15 protein-coding genes are annotated in these 18,495 nt (G+C 70.8%); 7 read left to right on the top strand and 8 right to left on the bottom strand.

Going from position 1 to position 18,495, the window contains the following annotated elements:
* Positions 1-2,178, bottom strand: coding sequence for an alpha-ketoacid dehydrogenase subunit alpha/beta (locus AC07A4_RS11600; RefSeq protein ID WP_478596256.1), 2,178 nt, complete (start codon positions 2,176-2,178; stop codon positions 1-3).
* Between the two features lie 94 nt (positions 2,179-2,272).
* On the opposite strand from AC07A4_RS11600, the gene AC07A4_RS11595 reads away from it, so the two are divergent.
* Positions 2,273-2,767 carry a VOC family protein gene (locus tag AC07A4_RS11595; protein ID WP_478596253.1) on the top strand — a complete coding sequence of 165 codons (495 nt, stop codon included), beginning with the start codon at positions 2,273-2,275 and terminating at the stop codon, positions 2,765-2,767.
* A gap of 25 nt (positions 2,768-2,792) precedes the next feature.
* Here the strand turns inward: AC07A4_RS11595 and AC07A4_RS11590 are convergent, their stop codons facing one another.
* Genes AC07A4_RS11590 through AC07A4_RS11580 form a run of 3 tightly spaced genes read right to left on the bottom strand, consistent with a single transcriptional unit; the run spans position 2,793 to position 6,648 of the window.
* Positions 2,793-4,247, bottom strand: a complete 1,455-nt coding sequence (locus AC07A4_RS11590; protein WP_478597487.1) for an NAD-dependent succinate-semialdehyde dehydrogenase — start codon at positions 4,245-4,247, stop codon at positions 2,793-2,795.
* 53 nt (positions 4,248-4,300) lie between these two features.
* A complete protein-coding gene (locus AC07A4_RS11585) occupies positions 4,301-5,557 on the bottom strand; it encodes a M24 family metallopeptidase (protein WP_478596250.1) in 1,257 nt (418 codons plus the stop codon).
* Positions 5,554-6,648 carry an NAD(P)-dependent oxidoreductase gene (locus AC07A4_RS11580; RefSeq protein WP_478596248.1) on the bottom strand — a complete coding sequence of 365 codons (1,095 nt, stop codon included), beginning with the start codon at positions 6,646-6,648 and terminating at the stop codon, positions 5,554-5,556. The genes AC07A4_RS11585 and AC07A4_RS11580 overlap by 4 nt, the downstream gene beginning before the upstream one ends.
* 153 nt (positions 6,649-6,801) lie before the next feature.
* Between AC07A4_RS11580 and AC07A4_RS11575 the strand changes: the two genes are divergently transcribed.
* Genes AC07A4_RS11575 through AC07A4_RS11565 form a run of 3 tightly spaced genes read left to right on the top strand, consistent with a single transcriptional unit; the run spans position 6,802 to position 8,897 of the window.
* Complete coding sequence (locus tag AC07A4_RS11575; protein ID WP_478596245.1) at positions 6,802-7,008, top strand: hypothetical protein; 207 nt, start codon at positions 6,802-6,804, stop codon at positions 7,006-7,008.
* On the top strand, positions 7,002-8,054 hold the full coding sequence (locus AC07A4_RS11570) for a LacI family DNA-binding transcriptional regulator (RefSeq protein WP_478596243.1): 1,053 nt from the start codon (positions 7,002-7,004) through the stop codon (positions 8,052-8,054). Before AC07A4_RS11575 ends, AC07A4_RS11570 begins: the two co-directional genes overlap by 7 nt.
* 3 nt (positions 8,055-8,057) lie before the next feature.
* A complete protein-coding gene (locus tag AC07A4_RS11565) occupies positions 8,058-8,897 on the top strand; it encodes a Crp/Fnr family transcriptional regulator (protein WP_478596241.1) in 840 nt (279 codons plus the stop codon).
* Between the two features lie 39 nt (positions 8,898-8,936).
* On the opposite strand, the gene AC07A4_RS11560 is transcribed toward AC07A4_RS11565, so the two are convergent.
* The 3 genes from AC07A4_RS11560 to AC07A4_RS11550 form a co-directional block, all read right to left on the bottom strand.
* Positions 8,937-10,292 carry a DEAD/DEAH box helicase gene (locus AC07A4_RS11560; RefSeq protein ID WP_478596239.1) on the bottom strand — a complete coding sequence of 452 codons (1,356 nt, stop codon included), beginning with the start codon at positions 10,290-10,292 and terminating at the stop codon, positions 8,937-8,939.
* Between the two features lie 296 nt (positions 10,293-10,588).
* Positions 10,589-11,107, bottom strand: a complete 519-nt coding sequence (locus AC07A4_RS11555) for a DUF2716 domain-containing protein (protein ID WP_478596236.1) — start codon at positions 11,105-11,107, stop codon at positions 10,589-10,591.
* A 170-nt stretch (positions 11,108-11,277) separates the two neighbouring features.
* A complete protein-coding gene (locus tag AC07A4_RS11550) occupies positions 11,278-11,922 on the bottom strand; it encodes an Imm21 family immunity protein (RefSeq protein ID WP_478596234.1) in 645 nt (214 codons plus the stop codon).
* Positions 11,923-12,009: 87 nt separating this feature from the next.
* Between AC07A4_RS11550 and AC07A4_RS11545 the strand changes: the two genes are divergently transcribed.
* Together AC07A4_RS11545 and AC07A4_RS11540 are read left to right on the top strand one after the other, a co-directional pair.
* Positions 12,010-12,477, top strand: a complete 468-nt coding sequence (locus tag AC07A4_RS11545; protein WP_478596231.1) for a DUF4259 domain-containing protein — start codon at positions 12,010-12,012, stop codon at positions 12,475-12,477.
* 723 nt (positions 12,478-13,200) lie between these two features.
* Positions 13,201-14,193 carry a ParB/RepB/Spo0J family partition protein gene (locus AC07A4_RS11540; protein ID WP_478596228.1) on the top strand — a complete coding sequence of 331 codons (993 nt, stop codon included), beginning with the start codon at positions 13,201-13,203 and terminating at the stop codon, positions 14,191-14,193.
* A 339-nt stretch (positions 14,194-14,532) separates the two neighbouring features.
* On the opposite strand, the gene AC07A4_RS11535 is transcribed toward AC07A4_RS11540, so the two are convergent.
* Entirely contained in the window at positions 14,533-15,762 is a 1,230-nt protein-coding gene (locus AC07A4_RS11535) for an MFS transporter (protein ID WP_478596226.1), read from the bottom strand.
* On the opposite strand from AC07A4_RS11535, the gene AC07A4_RS11530 reads away from it, so the two are divergent.
* On the top strand, positions 15,761-18,064 hold the full coding sequence (locus AC07A4_RS11530) for an MFS transporter (RefSeq protein WP_478596223.1): 2,304 nt from the start codon (positions 15,761-15,763) through the stop codon (positions 18,062-18,064). The two genes, AC07A4_RS11535 and AC07A4_RS11530, sit on opposite strands and share 2 nt — an antisense overlap.
* The last annotated feature ends 431 nt before the right edge of the window (positions 18,065-18,495 follow it).

Below are 18,495 nucleotides of genomic sequence, written 5' to 3'. Positions count from 1 at the left end.
TCAGCACCCCGCCATCTCGGTGAGCTTGGCGGCGACGTCCGTCTCGTCGGCGATCGCCGCGCGTTCCAGGACCTTGCTGATCGCGGGGGAGGCCTCGCCGCCGGTGAGCCGCTGAACGGGATGGTCGAGCCAGTCGAAGAAGCGGCGCTGGATCTCGTCAGCCAGCCAGCCGCCGTAGGAGGTGCCCACCGCGCCCTCCTCGGCGATGAGGACGTGTCCGGTCTTGCGCACGCTCGCGCCGATGGTGTCCCAGTCGACGCTCGCCCGGTCCAGCCAGCGCAGGTCGATCACCTCGGCGTCCACCCCTGTGGTGGCGACGGCGCGCAGCACGCGGCCGGTCATCGCCAGATAGGACAGGACGCTCAGCCGCGCACCCGGCCGCCGGACGGCCGCCCGGCCCACCGGCAGACAGTAGTCCCAGTCGTCGACGGGGGCGGGGCCGCGCGTCCCGTACAGGCCGGTGTGTTCCAGCACGAGGACCGGGTCCTGGCAGCGCAGCGCGCTGTTCATCAGGCCGACGTAGTCAAAGGGCGTGGACGGCGCGGCGACGCGCCAGCCGGGCGCGGTGGCGAACACCCCGGCGGGGTCCATGGAGTGCTGGGCGCCGTAACCGGTCCCGGCGGCGACCTTGCTGCGGACGACGAGGGGGACGGCCGCGCTGCCGCCGTACAGGTGGCGTACCTTGCCGATCTGGTTGAACAGCTGGTCGGCGGCCACCCACAGGAAGTCGGCGTACATGAATTCCACCACCGGCCGGAACCGCCCGTCGAGCGCGATGCCCCCGGCTGTGCCGGTGAAGGCGTTCTCGCAGATCGGGGTGGCCAGAACCCGGTCGGGGAAGGCCTCTTTGAGGCCGCGTGTCGCGCCGTTGGTGCCGCCTTTGAGGCGGTGGACGTCCTCGCCGAGAACGACCACCGACGGGTCGGTCTCCATGCGGCGGGCCATGACGGTGGCGACGGCGTCGATGAACGGGGTGTCGGTGAGCGCGCCGGTGAAGGTGTCGGCCTCCGCGTACCGGGCGCCGTCGAACTCCGCCAGGTCGCCGCGCACCCCCACGTCCACGAACGCCGCGTCCGGCCATTCGGCGGGCCGCACCTGCCGCTGGCCCGCGCGGCCGCCGGGCACCGGCTCCAGGAGGTCCTCGCCGAGCCCGGCCATGAGCGCGGCGGCCCGCTCGGCGCACTCGGCCAGCTGCTCGGGTGTGAAAAGGGCGCGCCGCTGGAGGTGGCGGGCGACCAGGTCGATGGGGTCCCGTGCCCGCCAGGCCCGCTCCTCCTCCTTGGTGCGGTAGCCGAAGGCGCTGCCGGGGAAGGCCCCGTTCTGGTGGAAGTAGCGGTAGACGTCCGCCTCGATGAGGACCGGCCCGCGCCCGGCGCGCAGCTCCGCGAGCGCGGCCCGTGTCGTCAGGTACACCGCGAGCGGGTCCATGCCGTCGGTCTTCCAGCTCGCGATGCCGAAACCGGGGCCGCGCGCGGACAGCCGCGGCTCCCCGGTGGCCTCCTCCACGGACGTCGACACCGCGTAGCGGTTGTTCTCGACGAAGAAGCACAGCGGCAGGCGCCACGCCGCGGCCAGGTTGAACGTCTCCAGGGTCGAGCCGATGTTGACCGCGCCGTCGCCGAAGTACGTCACCGCCACCGCGTCCGTGCCCGCCTGCCGGTGCGCCCACGCCGAGCCCGCCGCGAACGGGACGCCGCCGCCGACGATCGCGTTCGTGCCAAGGGCGCCCGCCGGTGGCCAGCGCAGATGCATCGAGCCGCCCCGGCCGTGACTGAAACCCCGGTCGAGGCCGCAGATCTCGGCGAGGGTACGCGAGAGCAGCGTCCGCACCTCGGCGCACACCTCGGTACGCGGGTCAAAGCCCTTGGGCTCGAGGTGGCCCAAGGCCTTGGCGAGGAACTGGTGGTGGCCGCGGTGCGACCCGTTGACCGTGTCCGTGCCGCGCAGCGCGAGCACGGAACCGACCGCACCGCCCTCCTGCCCGATGCTGGAGTGCGCGGGCCCGTGCACAAGGCCGGCCCCGGCGAGCTCAAGGACGTACTCCTCGAAGGCGCGGATCAGCAGCAGCCGCCCGTACATGGTGGTGAGCAGCGCGGGATCGGCCGCGTCCCAGTCGGCGGCCGTCGTGGTGAGCTCCGTCCAGGGCGCCGCGTGCTCCAGCGGGCGTTGAGCGGTCATGGCATTCTCCACAGTCGGTTGCGCGGGACGGGATGTGGGCGCGAACGTACTTGCGTGGAAAGAGAGTTGGCGTCTACGGCAAGGAGAGCGCGGCATGAGTGAGGGCATCCCGGGCCTGGCCCGACTGGACCACATCGGCTTCACCGTCCCCGACCTCGAAGAGGCGACGGAGTTCCTCGTGAACGTCCTGGGCTGCGAGTACCTGTACTCGCTCGGCCCTTTCCGCGACGACGACGGTGACTGGATGGCCCGGCACCTGAACGTCGACCCGCGTGCGGTGATACGGAAGCTGCACTTCTTCAGCTGCGGCGGACAGGCTGTGTTCGAGGTGTTCGCCTACGAGGCGCCCGAGCGCGCCGAGCGCGTGCCGCGCAACAGCGACGTGGGCGGCCACCACGTCGCCTTGTACGTCGAGGACCTGGACGCGGCGGTCGCCTACCTGCGGGCCAAAGGAGTACGGGTGCTCGGCGAGCCGACGACCAGCCAGGGGCCGAGCGGTGGGCAGCGCTGGGTGTACTTCCTGGCCCCGTGGGGCATGCAGTTCGAGCTGGTCTCCTACCCCGGCGGCAAGGCGTTCTTCCGCGCCTAGACCCTGGAGTGGGGCGCGGCCGCGCTCACCAGTCCACGGCGACATAGGTGGGCTCCAAGTAGTCGAGCAGCCCCTCATGCCCGCCCTCCCGGCCGATCCCGCTCTGCTTGACGCCGCCGAACGGCGCGGCCGGATCACTCACCAGACCCCGGTTCACCCCGACCATGCCGCACTCCAGACGGTCCGCGAGACGCAGGCCGCGCCCGAGGTCACCGGTGTACACATAGCCGACCAGGCCCATGTCGGTGGCGTTGGCATGGCGCACCGCCTCCTCTTCGGTCTCGAAGGACACCACCGGCGCGATGGGCGCGAAGATCTCCTCACCGAGCACTTCGGCGTCAGGACGCACCCCGGACAGGACGGTGGGCGGATAGAAGCATCCGGCTCCGGGCAGTGGCGCCCCGCCCGTCAGCGGCTCGGCGCCAGCGCCGATGGCGGCGCGCACCAGACGGTCCGCCTTGGCGACGGCCGCCGCGTTGACGAGCGGCCCCACCTCCGTGCCCGGCGCGCCACCAGGCCCCACCGTCAGCGCCGCCATCCGCCCGGCCAGGCGGCGGCCGAACTCCTCAGCAACTGGTGCTTGTACGTAGAACCGGTTGGCCGCGGTGCACGCCTGACCGGCGTTGCGCATCTTGGCCACGAGGGCGCCCGCCACGGCCGCGTCCAGATCGGCGTCCGCGAACACCAAGAACGGCGCGTTGCCGCCCAGCTCCATCGACGTGTTCAGGACCCGGCCCGCGGCCTGACGCAGCAGCATCCGGCCCACCTCGGTCGAGCCGGTGAACGACAGCTTGCGCACGCGCGCATCGCGCAGCAGCGCCGCCACCACGGCACCCGCCTCCTGTGTGGGCACGACGTTGACCACCCCCGCGGGCGCCCCGGCTGCCTCCAGGAGCGCGGCGACATACAGCGCGGTCAGCGGGGTCTCACGCGCCGGTTTCAGGACCGTCGTACACCCCGCGGCGAGGGCGGGGGCGAGCTTGCGGGTGGCCATGGCGGCGGGGAAGTTCCACGGCGTGACGAGGACGCACACGCCGACGGGCCGGTGCTGGACGAGGATGCGATGGCCCCCGCCGGGCGCGCGGGTCACCGAACCGGTGGCCCGCACGGCCTCTTCGGCGTACCAGCGGAAGAACTCGGCGGCATAAGCCACCTCGGCGCGCGCCTCGGACAGTGCCTTGCCGCTCTCCCTGGTGATCAGCGCGGCGAGCTCCGCCGTCTGATCCACCATCAAACGGTAGGCGGCGCCGAGGATTTCCGAGCGGGCGCGCGGCGCCATCGCGGCCCAGGCCGGGGCCGCGTCATGCGCGGCGGCCACGGCCCGCAGCGCGTCCTCGGGGCCGCCGTCGGCGACCTCGGCGATGACATCACCGGTGGTCGGGTCGGACACGGGAAAGCGTGCCCGGCGCGCGGCGGGGGCGGCGCGGCCGCCGATGTGGAGGCCGGTGTGCAAAGCCTGCGGGGCAGGCGGGGCGGGCATGGCAGCCATAGCGAAACCTCGATCTGCGGGGAGGGGAGTGGTGGTACGAGGTGTCAGCAGGAGGCCGCCACGATCAGGTCCTGCGCCGGGAACAGCGTGAGGACCCGCGCGCCCTCCTCGGTGACCACGACCTCCTCCTCGATCCGCGCCGCCGAGAAGCCGTCGGCGGCCGGGCAGTACGTCTCCAGGGCGAAGACCATGCCGCAGGTGAGCTCCACCGGCGCGCGCAGACTGGTCAGCCGGGAGATGACGGGCCGCTCATGCAGACCCAGCCCCAGACCGTGCCCGAACTGCAGGCCGAACGCGGCCATTTCGTCGGCGAAGCCGAACGCGGTCGCCTCCGGCCACAGCCGCGCGATCGCGTCCGTGCCCACGCCTGGCTTGACCGCGGCGATCGCCCTGTCCATCCACTCCCGCGCCCGCGCGTAGGCGTCCCGCTGCGCGGCCGTGGCACTGCCCACCCCGAAGGTGCGGTAGTAGCAGGTCCGATAGCCGTTGTAGGCGTGGATGATGTCGAAGAAGGCCTGGTCGCCGGGGCGTATCAGGCGGTCGGAGAAATTGTGCGGATGCGGGTTGCAGCGCTCGCCACTGACCGCGTTGACGGCCTCCACCTGCTCCGAACCCAGCGCGTACAGGCGCTGGTTGACCAGCGCCACGATGTCACTCTCGCGCACACCGGGCCGCAGCGCTTGGAGGACGTCGTGGTACACGCCGTCGACCATCGCCGCGGCCTGGCCGAGCAGGGTGATCTCGTCACACGACTTGATCCCGCGGGCGTCGAGGAGGTGCTGCTGGGCGTCCACGACCCGCAGCCCCTGGCGCTGCATCTCGAACAGCAACGGCGGCTCGACGATGTCGACACCCACCGGCTCCCCGGCCGTGCCCGCCTCCTCGAGCAGTCCCTTGATCTCCCGCACCGCGTCCCGCATCAGCCCCGCCTGCGGCGCGACGGCCCCGCGCAGCCCCAGCATCCCGGCCCGGCAGCGCTCCGGGTCCAGCCAGGGGCTGTACCTGCGGTGGTGGCGGGCGGCGGAGCCGAAGTCCCACAGATGCGGTTCGCCGTCACGGGTGAGCAGGGCATAGCGGGTCATCTTGTCGCCGAGCCCCCCGCCGATCCACGTCGACGTCGTATAGCGGATGTTGTAGAAGTCGAAGAGCAGGAAGGACCCGCAGTCGGCGGCGTCGAGGGCCGCGCGGGCGCGGGCGAGGCGGTAGCGGCGCAACCGGTCCACATCGACGCGCTGCTCATAGTCGACACTCATGTGGCCGGGCGCGGGCAGCGGTGCCCGCGGGGCCGGGGGAGTGGTCATGGCTCGGGAGCCTCCTCGGTGGTGGCGGCGGTCGTACGGGGCGTGACGTCCAGGCCGTCGTCCACGGGGCCCTCCTCGGGGACCAGCGTGAGCCCGGATGCGGCGGCCTGGAGGTCGAGCAGGACGGCGAAGTCCTCCTCGGCGCGGCCGGAGCCGACGCAGGCCTGGACGAGCTGCGCGGTCGCCGCGGCGAGTGGCAGCGGGACCTCCAGGGCGCGCCCGGCGGCGAGCCCCAGGTCGAAGTCCTTGCGCAGCAGCACGGGCGTGAACGTCGGCGTGTAGTCGAGGTGTACGAACGCCGGGGTCTTGTAGCGCGTGAACGCCGAGCCGAGGACGCTGTCGTTGAGGAACTCCAGATACGCCCGGCGCGGCACGCCGCCCTTCTCGGCGAGCACCGCCGTCTCGGCGAGGGCTTGGGTGATGACGCCGAGCATCAGGTTGTGGGCGATCTTCACCAGGCGCGCGCCCTCGCCGTCCCCGGCATAGGTCACCGAGCGGCCGAGGAGCCGCAGCAGCGGGGCGGCTTGGTCGTACGCGGCCCGCTCGCCGGAGACCACAAGGCTGAGGCCGCCCGCCGCGACCACCTTGGCGTTGCCGCTGACCGGCGCGGCGAGGAAGTGCGTGCCGTGCTCGGCGCAGGCGGCCCGCAGCGCGGCCGATGCCTCCGGCGAGACGGTGGAGCAGTCCACGACGGCAGCGGGCGTGTCGTCCGCGTCCGCGAGGAGCCCGCCCTCGCCCAGGAGCAGCTCCGTGAGCGCGCGCTCGTCGGCCACCATCGTGAACACCACGTCGCGGCAGCGGAGTTCGGCCAGCTCACCCACGACGGTCGCACCGTGCGCGGCCAGCGGCGCGGCCCGCGCGGCGGTGCGGTTCCACACCGCGACCCCCACACCCGCCTCGGCGAGCCGCCGGGCCATCGCGAAACCCATGCGGCCCGTACCGGCCCAGCCGACCGCCAGGCCCTCGGCGCTTCCAGCAAGGGCGCTCCCGGCGACACCGCCGAGGTCACCACTGGCGTCACCGCCGTGTTCACCGCTGGAGTCACCTCTGCGCGGGACACGCTCCGCCACGCTCTCCTCACTCGACGACAACGGCGTCCTCCTTCGATGGCAATCGGTTGCGGCCCACTTCAGCCTTCTCCCACATCTGCCCCTTGTCACAGCCGAGTTGAAATCGCCACAATCGATTGCACACGAATGGCTCCACAGCATTGCGTGAACTCTCCCGAGCCCAGGAGCGCGCTCATGCGCCATCGCTCACTGACCGCCGGTGTGTTCAGCCCGTACGTCGTGCAGTACGTGTCCCGCGCGGTCGGCGGCTTCCTCCACGAGCACGGACCCACCGGCACCGACGTCGATGTGCCCGTCGCTTCCTCGCCTGCCCCGTTCCATGACCGGCTCGACGGGGCCATGGCCCCCACCCACGGCCCGCTCACCCCCCACGCATGCTGAGGCCGCGCCCCATCCGCCTGCGTGACGTGGCCGACACCGCGGGCGTGCACCCCGCCACCGCCTCCCGTGCCCTCAACCCCGCCACCCGGGCCCGCGTCAGCGCGGACACAGCCCGCCGCGTTCTGCGCGCCGCCAAAGACCTCGGCTACCGGCCCAACCCCATTGCCCGCAGCCTGAAGACGACGCACTCGCACACCGTGGGCCTGGTCATCCCCGACCTCGCCAATCCCTACTTCCCGCCCATCGCACGCGGCGTCGAGAGCGCCCTGGAACCAGCGGGCTACCACACCTGGATCGTCGACACCCACAACGACCCACGGCGCGAGCGCGCCCAGATCGAGTCACTGCGCTCCCGGCAGATCGACGGCCTCATCGTCGCCACCGCCCTGCGCGACCACCCCCACCTGCGCGCCCTGCACACGGACAACGTCCCCATGGTCCTCATCAACCGCCGCGTCGACGCCCTCGACCTGCCCTGCGTGACCCCCGACGACGCCGACGGCATCACCCAGGCCGTCACCCACCTGGCCGCCCTCGGCCACACCCGCGTCGCCCACGTGGGCGGCCCCGCCACCACCTCCACCGGCGCCACCCGCACCCACGCCTTCCGGCACGCCGTACGCGACCTGGGGCTCGCCGACGACCCCGCGCTGCGCACCGAGGCCGCCCAGTGGAGCGAGGCCGCGGGCGCGCACGCCCTGCGCGCGCTCCTCGACACGGGCACCCCCTGCACCGCCGTCGTCGCCGCCAACGACCTGCTCGCCCTCGGCTGCTACGACACCCTCACCGAACGAGGACTGCGCTGCCCGGCCGACCTCAGCGTCGTCGGCTTCAACGACATGCCCTTCCTCACTCACCTCCACCCCGCCCTCACCACCGTGCGCGTACCCCACCACGAGGTAGGCACCGAGGCCGCCCACATGCTCATCGACTGCATGACCGACCCCACACGCCCCGCCCGTTCGCTGCTGCTCCCGGTCTCGCTGGTCATCCGCGAGTCCACCGCCCCGCCCCACCGGCACCCGCCCGCTGCTTCCAGGAGGTGACCCATGGACGCCCCGCACGCGCCGTACCAAACCCCACCGCCCCTGGACGACCCGCCCCACGTCACCGACGCCCCGAACCCGACGCCACCGGCGGACCCGTACGCGGCTGTGCCGCTCCTGGCGGGCCTGCCGACGCCCGCCCGCACCGACTTCGACGAGATCGCCACGCACGGAACCTTCCGGCGCGGGTCACCGGTGTTCGTCGAGGGCGAGGACGGCGACCGCGTGTACGTCGTCCTGAGCGGCAAGGTGCGAGTGACCAGGCCCGACCAGGACGGCAAGGAGGTGCTGTTCACCATGGTCGGCCCCGGACAACTCCTCGGCGAACTCTGCGTCTTCGACGGCGGCACACGGCACTCGACAGCGACAGCCGTGCGCGACACCGAGGCCTGCTGGGTCACCGCGGCCGCCATGCGCGGCTGGCTCGCACGCCACCCCGAGGCCTCACTGCGCATGATGCGCCTGCTCGCGACCCGCATCCGCAGCATCAACGACCGCCTGGAAGACATCACCGGCGTCGACGTGGCCACGCGCGTGGCACGCGCCCTAGTGGAGCAGGCCAGCCGCTTCGGGCGCCGCACCCCGCTCGGGCCGCGCTTCAGCCTCGACCTCAGCCAGGACGAACTGGCCCGTCACGTACGCGCCTCCCGCGAACGCGTCAACCAGGTCCTGATGGACTTCTCCCGACGCGGCTGGGTGCTGCGCGAGGGCAGCGAATGGATCGTCCTCAACCCGCCCGCACTCACCCGACGCGCCCGCTACCGCCCCCAGACAGCAGCCCGCCGCCCGTCGATCGCCCCGACCGGATCCACCCGCAGGCTCAGACACTCCCGCTCCGGGTAGCCCCAGGCATCCCCTCCCGGCAGCCCGAGATGGCCGGGCTCAGCCGCTGCGCCGCACCCGGGCCGCCTTGCGGGCCTCCGCGAGCTTGCGGGCCTCGCTGCTCTTGCGCGACGGCTTGCCGCCGGATTCGCCCTTGGCGTCCTTGGCGGCTTTGGTGCTGCCCAGGCCACGGAAGGGGGCGTTGTGGTTCTTGGTACGTGGTGTGCCCGACCCGGTGTCGAGGGGCTTTCCGGAGGGGGCTTTGGCGCCGGTGATCCGGCTCAGCTCGGCCTCGCCGGACCGCACTTTGCTGACCGTGGGGGCGACGTCGGCGTCCGCCATGACCTGGCTCGTCTCGCGGCGCTGTCCCGACAGGACGAGGGTCACGACGGTGCCGGAGCGCCCGGCGCGGGCGGTGCGGCCCGCGCGGTGCAGGTAGTCCTTGGGGTCGGTGGCGGGGTCGACGTTGACCACGAGGTCGAGGTCGTCGATGTGCAGGCCACGCGCGGCGACGTTCGTCGCCACCAGACAGGTGACCTGCCCGTTCTTGAACTGGGTCAGGGTGTGGGTGCGCTGCGGCTGGGACTTCCCGCTGTGCAGCGCGGCGGCGGCCACGCCGCTGGCCCGCAGATGCCGGGTGAGCTGGTCGACGCCGTGCTTGGTGTCCAGGAACAGCAGGACACGCCCGTCCCGCGCGGCGATCTCCGTGGCCACGGCATACCGGTCCGGGCCGTGGACGACGAAGACGTGGTGCTCGATCGCGGAGACCGCACTGGAGGAGGGATCCACGGAGTGGACGGCCGGGTCGCGCAGGTAGCGCTGCACCAGCTGGTCGACATCGCGGTCGAGGGTGGCGGAGAACAGCATGCGCTGCCCATCGGTACGCACCTGGTCCAGGGCTTCGGTGACCTGCGGCATGAACCCCATGTCACACATCTGGTCGGCCTCGTCCAGGACCACGATGCGCACCCGCCCCAACCGGCAGTCCTTGCGCTCGATGAGGTCGTGCAACCGGCCGGGCGTGGCGATGACGATCTCGGCGCCGTCCCGCAGCGCGGCGGCCTGCCGTCCGATGGACACACCGCCCACCACGGTCGCGAGGCGCAGCCGCAGCGCCTCGGCGTACGGGGTGAGCGCCTCAGCGACCTGCTGAGCCAGCTCCCTGGTGGGCACCAGAACCAGCGCCAGGGGTTCCTTGGGCTGTGCACGCCGCCCCGCGGTCCGGGTGAGCATTCCCAGGCCGAAAGCGAGCGTCTTCCCGGAACCCGTGCGGCCCCGGCCCAGCACATCCCGCCCCGCGAGGGCGTCCGGCAGCGCCGCGGCCTGGATGGGGAAAGGCACCGTCACACCGTGCTCATCGAGCACCCTCAGCACTCCGGCCGGCAGCCCCAGCTCCGCGAAGGACGACACCGCCACGGGCTGCCCCTCAGCCCTCTCGGGTACGCCGTCCTGCCGCCCACCGCCATCGCCACGTGCTGATCCGCTCACGCGAAGCCTTCCTCAAAGGGGAACCGAACCGAGAAAGGCGCGGCACGAACACGGCCGCCAGCCAGCAACACCGAACAGAACACCAGCACAGCGACACCACAAACACTCCACGCTAGCACGCGGCACACCACCCAGATCGCCCGTGACCACGCCACCCAGCTGAGGAAACCCCCGCCCCCACCCGACCAAGCACGAACCGGTGCGAGCCGGGGCGCGCGGCCGCGCTACTGGTGATCAGCAGCCCGACCGGATCTGCGTATCGGCACGCCCAGGATCTCGTCGACCTGGGCTGCGACGGTGTCGAGGAGTGTCTGCCCGAACAGGCACAGTGAGTTCTCCCAGGGGTGTCCGAAGCTGCCGAGCAGGAAGTCTTCCGTGAGATAGATGTAGTAGTCGCCGTCGGGGTACGGGCTCAAAGGCCACCGCGCCTGCCCAGGGCCCCCGACCAAGTGGGGCGAGAACCGGAACGAGGCGTGCTGCCAGTCCAGTGCGTACAGCCCGCCGAGCGGCGGAACGCATGCCGCCAGTCCCTGCTCGACCACCTCCACGAGCCGGTCGAGACGCTCATAGCCCGGATCGTCGTCCAGCGCCGCCAGGCTCCAGGTGAGCGAGGCGGAGGGCTCTTTGATGCCCGGCCATCGCGCTGCGTACACGCTTGGCTGGAACGCGAACTCCGCGTAGAACCGGTCCCACACGCGGCGGTACTCGGCTTCCGAAAGCTCAACAACTGGCTCGTCCGTCACCCACCGATGCTACCGACCAGTTCCCCCGCTGGTCCGTGCCCTGCACCAGCGTTCAGGGCCTGCTGCCGCCCTCCGCGCCGTGCCCAGCCCCTGAACTCAGGCGCGGTGGAGGGCAACGTCACGGGGATCGAGTTCCTCAAGCGCCAGCAAGGTGGTCGGCTGGCTTCGATCTACTCGGCAGACGCATCCTCCTCGCTCGCTGCCCCCATTCCGCCGCTGCTTCCTGTCGCCACTCGGTGAGCCCCTTCGGGCCGCAGCTGGACGACACCGACCCAGGGGAATTCGCCTGTCGAGTGGACCGCGCGGACTCGCCATCGGCCAGGCGGCAGCGCAACCGGAGCCTGCTCTGGCTGGCCTCCGTCTGGGTAGTTCTCGTTGAGTTCGGCGCCCGGCGTGGTGGAGTCCATGAGCACGGCCGGTCCGTCCGTCTCCCAGACGCCGACGTCTTCCCACTCGGTGTCGGGATCGGTGAGGACGGCCCGCGCCGCAGCGAGCAGTTCGTCTTCCGAGTCGGCGGCCAGCCAGCGCACGAACGCCTGCTGGTCGGGCAGGTAGCGGCTGGTAGCGGGCTCGTCGGCGAGGACCAGGGCCTGCGCGCCGCCGGTGCCCACGTCAAGCAGTCCGGCCCAGTCCTCGACAGCGCAGGCCCGGTCGTAGTCCTCCACGTTGCCTGATTCCTCGCCCCAGTGCTCCGAACAGCCACCCCATTCCGCAAGAACGGACACTGGCACAGCAATCAACGGACCGCCCAGGGACTCCACCCAGTCCGCAGATCTCCGGCTTGAACGAGACGCAATGCGCAACGAGTGATCCATGCGAGCAGTGTGCCTCCAGCCACTGACAACGGGCCGGGGAGCACCTGCCGGCGTGGATCGCTGCAGTTCACGACGACGATCTACCGAGTGATCATTGTCAGCGGTACCTGGAAGGCTGCGACAGCCACAACAACCCGACACCACGAGGCAAGCATGGGAACGTGGGGCACAGGCCCATTCGACAGTGATCTGGCCGACGACTTCATCGATGGGCTCCAAGGGCTCCCGCCCGACCGGATCATCAAGGCACTCCAGGGCACCTTGCAGCGAGTCGTGGATTCCGGGGCCCGAGTGGATGGTGTAGACGGCGCGGAGGCCGTCGCGGCGGCTGCCCTGATCGCCGCTCAGGTGCCTGGCAGCGCAGTGGTGATTGATCTAGAGGATGCCGTGGAAGGCCTGCTTCCACAGCTGCCGGTCTCGCTTCGACCACTGGCCGCTGAAGCCCTTCACCGTGTCCTGAGTGAAGGATCGGAGCTGGCGCGGGGCTGGGTAGACAGCAGCGAGGCCGTGGAATGGCGCCAGGAGGTGCACCGGATCCTCCGCATGCTGGAGTAGCGGCGAAAATCTTGCCAAGGAGACGTTCATGTGTACGCCGACACCATATGATCCGGACCCCGAACAGCTCCGAGTGCGCCCATCAGGCAGCCCGCGCACGTGCCATACGTGGCGGCGCCCGATCCTGGAGGAATCCAGCGGTGTCAGGAGTCCGGCTGCACACCGCTGGTGAGGATTTCAGCAGAGCGAGAAATTCGACCGAATTGGCAGTGTCCCGACTTCAGGAAAGGGGTGTACGGCTGATTTGAGTTCCCCGCGGGAGGAATCCGCGGACTTGTCGCGGTGGCCGGTGGAACAGGCGCCGGTCCAGCATGCGAGGAGCGACTACAGCTCGCGGATGACTCGACGTGGTGATGCCAGCCGGGACAGGATTGCCTTCGCAGCGGAGCTTCGCGGCGCGGAACCAGGGCGGGCGGCGGGGTGCGGAGGGCCTGACCCGCGGCCCGGAACTTCCAGGCGAGATGAAACCGCGCGGCACTCAATCGCCCTCGCGGCGGACCCGTTATGGCGGCAACCCATCTAGTGGCTCAGCCTGCGGACGAATTGTGCAAACCATATCTTTGCGGCCCTAATGTCAGCAAATTAGGTGCTGCATGGTGATATGCGGGCAGTTGAAGAGGCAAGATCAGCCATAAGTGATTACTCCATGGCTAGGCCACGGGTATATGACGTACGCTCGTCCAGGTGTTCACTGAACGGCCTTGTCAAAGGGGGAGAGCCGCGATGGTGTCGCAGAGCGAGGCTGCCAGCCGCGCCCGTATGGGTCAGTGTGATTCAGCACTCGATCCCGGTCACGACAGTAGCGTTGTCACTCTGGAAATCAAAGACATCCTACCGGCGGACTCGCCGCGCCTGGACGGGGTGAACGAGGAGCACACGCGGCTCATTGCGGAGATCGAAGGAGAATTACCCCCCATTACAGTCCACAGCGTCACTCGCCGAGTCGTCGACGGAATGCACCGACTGCATGCGGCAAAGCAACGAGGCGACCGGACGATACAGGCGATTCTGTTCACCGGAAGCGTGGACGAGGCCTTCCTCCACGCCGTCGAGGCCAACATCGCCCATGGACTTCCGCTGACGACCGCCGACCGCCGAGCGGCGGCCTTACGGGTGCTTCAGACGCACCCTGCGTGGTCAGATCGGGCCATAGCCTCCACCGTCGGGATCTCCGCGCACACGGTGGCCAAGCTCCGGGACGCCGCTGGGGGCCCCGGTGAACTGGCCGCCCGCGTGGGAAGGGACGGGCGGATCCGTCCGCTGAGCACGGCGGCCGGGCGGCAGCGGGCCGGTGAGCTGATGACCGCCCGGCCGGACGCACCGCTCCGCGAGATCGCCCGCCAGGTCGGCCTGTCGCTGGGCACGGTCAGTGATGTGCGACGACGCCTCCGGCAGGGCGAAGACGTCGTGATCCCCACGGCATCGGAGAGGGCTTCGAAGGGCAAGGACGCCGGTCCGGCGCCGGACCGGACCTCGGTGCTCTCCAGCCAGGAACTCAAGCTGACGTGGCAACAGTTGAGCAAGGACCCGTCGCTCCACATGAACGAGCGCGGGCGCACTCTGCTGGTACTCATGAGGGCGTTCTGCTTGGACGACGACCTCGCCGATGAACTGCCTCCCCACTTAGCGGAAAAGATCTCCCTGGTGGCGAGGAACTGCTCCGCCGTCTGGCAGAAACTCGCGGAGACCCTGGAGAGCCGCACTGAGTCGACCTGACGGGCAGACGGACAGGTCACTCCGGCGTGTGCCGTGCGCAGTCGCACCCTCGATGCGGCTGCGCGAACACGTGCGCCAGAGGGTCCGGTCCACCGCTTCCGCCGGTCGGAGCGGACTGCGCTCGTAACTCCGGGCGGGGTGAACCCACGGTCGAGTGCCGAAAGCGGGCGGCGAGGACGCCCAGGTGTTCAACTGCCTGTATCCCACAGTTGAACGCTCCGGCTCCCGCTCCGGCTCCCGCTCCGGCTCCCGCTGCCGGGACGAGACGGGACTCCTTCGCTGGCGCGGCAATCACGCGCTAGAGCAGCCGAGTTGCACCGGACAGGTTCGGGTGGCCGCTCACGGTTCGAAGCGCTGCCGCGCAGGCCGCAATACGCCCGCGGCGAGCACGATGGCGCAGGCCAGCGCGGTGACCAGGCCGAAAGACACGGTGAGCGAGGTCGCGTGCGCGATGGACCCCATGGCCGAGGGGGCGATGAGCCCCGAGGTGTAGGTGATCGTCGCGACGCCCGCGATCGACTGACTGGGCGCGGGCCCGCCCGCGGAGCTTTGCCTGGGGGCGGCGCCGTCTGCCGTCGCTCGGCCGGCGGCCGCGAAGGCCAGCGGCACGACGAGCGCGACGCCAAGGCCGATCAGCGCGAACCCGCCCATCGCCGCGGCGGGATGAACGGCGGTCACCACCATCGCCCCGCCGAGCGTGGCGAGCACACCGCCGGTGCGTACGGCCCGTACCGGCCCGAATCGCTCCACCAACGCGTCACCGGCCAGCCGGGCTATGGCCATGGTGCAGGCGAAGGCGGTGGTGCAGGCCGCGGCGGCTCCGGGCGAGGAACCGAGCGCGTCGCGCAGATAGACCGCCGCCCAGTCCAGGCTCGCGCCCTCGGCGAAGACCGCGCAGAACCCGATCGCGCCGATCGCAAGCGCGGAGCGCGGCGGCACGGCGAAGCGGGGCGGCGGCTGGTCGCCGGGGGTGCTGCGCAGGTCCAAGACGCCCCGGCAGGCCAGGATGCCGAGCACGGTCAGGAGCCCGGCCGCCAGCGGCAGGTGCAGCCGGGCGTCGAGATCCGTGTGGGCGGCGGCGGTGCCCACCGCGGAACCGGCCAGGACGCCGACGCTCCACATGCCGTGCAGGCCGGACATGATGGACCGGCCGAGGCGCTGCTCGGTCTCGACCCCGAGGGCGTTCATCGCCACGTCCGCCATTCCGGACATGGCGCCGTAGCCGAACAGGGCGAGGCACAGCGTGGACAGGCCGGGGGAGAAGGCGGGCGGGGCAAGGGAGAGGCACCACAGTGCGAGGAGGAGACGCAACGCCGCCCGCGCCCCGAGGCGGTGGCTGATCCGCCCGGCCAGCGGCATGGCCAGCGCGGCGCCGATCGCGGGGAAGGCCAGAGCGAGCCCGAGCTGTCCGGAGCTGAGGCCCGCGTGCTCCTGGATCCAGGGGATGCGGGTGGCGAAGCTGCCGGTGACCGCGCCGTGTACGGCGAACACCAGCGCGATGGCCCACCGTGCCCGCCGCAGCTGCGGCTGTGTCCAGCCGTGTCCTCTCGTGTCGCAGGCTGTGTCCATGCCGCTGTCCCCTCCCCGAACCGCCGTGCGCGGCTTCGCCGACGCGAAGATCCACAGCGTACGGGCGAAGTCCGATCCGCAGGGGTGTCCACTTCTTCCCGGGCTTCGGGCTTTCGGGCGACGGGGCTTGGGCCTCTTCATCACCCCGTCGAAGATCACTCGTGGGCCGTCGCACGTCGATCAGGCCGTCCCGGGCGATGACCGCGTCGTTGGCCAGGACGCCCGACCTGTCGAGGTCCGCCGGGATCTTGTGGCCGTGGGGTGCGTCAGCGCGCGCCTCCTGCGCCGTCGGCACCTCGCATGGCTGGTATCCGAACTCGAGCGGCGACCGGCAAGTTTGCTTTACGCACTGCGTGTTAACGTCAAAGACCGTCTTCGGCCCGACCGGCCGCGGCGGGCTCGGGGGCCGATGATGAGCGACCGCCTCAAGGAAGGCAGGGAGAAAGCCGCTGTGGACGCGAGCCGGAACGACAAGATGAGCGCAGACGCCGCCGAGGGAGGTGACTTAGACCCATCGCAGCCCCGCCCGAGAGACACGGGCAGGGAGGAACAGCCAGGTGGTCGGGGTGTACTTGGCAAGGCCATGGCGCACCCCGTGCTCGCGTCACTGGCCGTGGCGGCGACCCTGCACCTGGTGTGGCTGTTTCTCATCGCGAACAGCGGTGGCGACCTTGCCGCGCAGGACGCGTGGGCGGAGTTCGCGCGCCAGCACCCGGGCTCGGCCTACAACCTCGCCTGGTACGGCGGCATGCACCCGGTCTCCTACAGCGTCATCTCGCCATACCTGATGGCGGCCGTCGGGGTCCGGACGACGATGGCGATCGTGGGCACGATCTCCGCCGGGCTCCTCGCGCTGATCCTGACGCGCAGCCGCGCCGTGCGCCGCCCGCTGTGGCCCGCGCTGTACGGCACCCTCGCACTGGTCGGCAACGCGATCTCGGGCCGGGTGAGCTTCGGGACCGGTGTGATGTTCGGGCTCGCGGCCGTGGCTGTGGTCTTCTCCTGGCCGACGGAATGGCGTTCGCCGCGGTGGTTCAACCGGCTCGGGCGGGCTGGGCTCGTCGCCCTGCTCTCGGGGCTCGCCACCGCGTCAAGCCCGGTGGCGGGACTTTACGTCGGGCTCGTGGCCGTGGCGCTGTGGCTGACCGGACGGCGCCCCGCCGCCTACGCTCTCGGCGGCACGCCGGTGCTGGTGGTCGGGCTCTCGCACTGGCTCTTTCCCTTCTCCGGGACGATGCCGATGACGCTCGCGAAGACGATCCTGCCGATCCTGTGCTCCGCTGCGGTCTTCGTCTTCATCCCGAAGGAATGGCGCACGGTCCGGATCGTCTCCGTCTTCTACGCGGTCGGAATCGCACTGGTCTGGCTGATCCCCTCGCAAATCGGCTCCAACATGACCCGCTTCGGCATGATCTTCGGTGGCGTGGCGCTGATCGCCGCGGTGCCGAAGATCAAGGTTCCGCGCCTCGCCATGTTGCGCCTCATCGGCTACCGCTGGGCCGTCCTCGCCATGGCCATCGTGATCGTGACGGTGTGGCAGGGATCGCAGGCCGCCAACGACATCATCGCGAACCGGCCCGCCAATTCCTGGACGCGCCAACTGCCTCCGTTGCTGCGCCAGTTGGACCGGTTCGAGGCGGACCGCGGACGGGTCGAGGTGGTCCCGGTGCGCAGCCACCGCGAGGCCTCGGCACTCGCCCCGCACGTCAATCTGGCCCGCGGCTGGAACCGGCAGGCGGACAAGGAACGCAACCCGCTCTTCTACCGTGCGGACAATTCGCTGTCTCCGGCGGAATACCGCCAGTGGCTGCGCCGCTGGGCGGTGCAATTCGTCGTGCTGCCCAAGGAGAACCCGGACAACGCGGGCGAGGCGGAGGCGAAGCTGGTGGCTGGCGGCCTGCCCTATCTGGAGCAGGTGTGGTCCAACACCAACTGGAAGCTCTACAAGGTACGTGACCCGCAGCCGCTGGCGGCACCGGCGGCCACGGTGAAGCGCCTGCAGGCCGAGGAAGTGGTGCTCCAGGTCCACAAGCCAGGCAAGGTGTTCGTCCGCATCCCGTACTCGCCTTGGCTCGGCTTGATAGACCGCTACGGCAGCAATGTGGAGAAGCCGCAGAAGGGGGACGAGGGAACTCCCGCGGTGAACGTCGACGGCTGCCTGAGCAAGATGGAGCAGGAGGAGAAGGAAGGCCAGCCGCACGACGAGTGGACGGTGCTGCACGCGCCGCGTGCCGGTGAGTACCGGATAGGGGCACGCTACAAACTGCCGCGCGGCACACCGTGCCCTGACGAATTGCGGTAATAGCCCCGAGGCGGCAACTCGCCGCACAGAGCCGTCCACCTTCTTGGCCATCTCGCCAAGGGGGTGGACGGCGGCGAAGTCGGCCAAGGCCCGCGCGGCACCCAAGTCCGCCCTCCAGCACGCGGCAGGACCGGCCATGCCGTTTGAGCAGTCCACAGCCATCGGCCCCGGCTGACGCGAGTGCCGCCGTCCCCCACACCGCCAGGCCGCCCACCAGCGACGTACCGACCTCCAGGGCACGCACCCGTCTCCGTTTGCACGTGAGATCTACGTGTAGGTGCCTACGGTATGGGCTGGTCGATATCTGCGGTAGGTGGGTTCGATTGCCGCGACCAGCCCATACGTATCGCTGGACGGAGAGCTGCGAGCCATGGAACTGGCCGCGGTGGCTACGGCTTCACTCAGGCGGGTCGCCGACAGGCGCCGATCGC

The sequence above is a fragment of the Streptomyces sp. NPDC043996 genome, from assembly GCF_056435225.1.
Note: the sequence above shows the minus strand (reverse complement) of the source record. Positions and strands in the feature narration are given on the sequence as shown.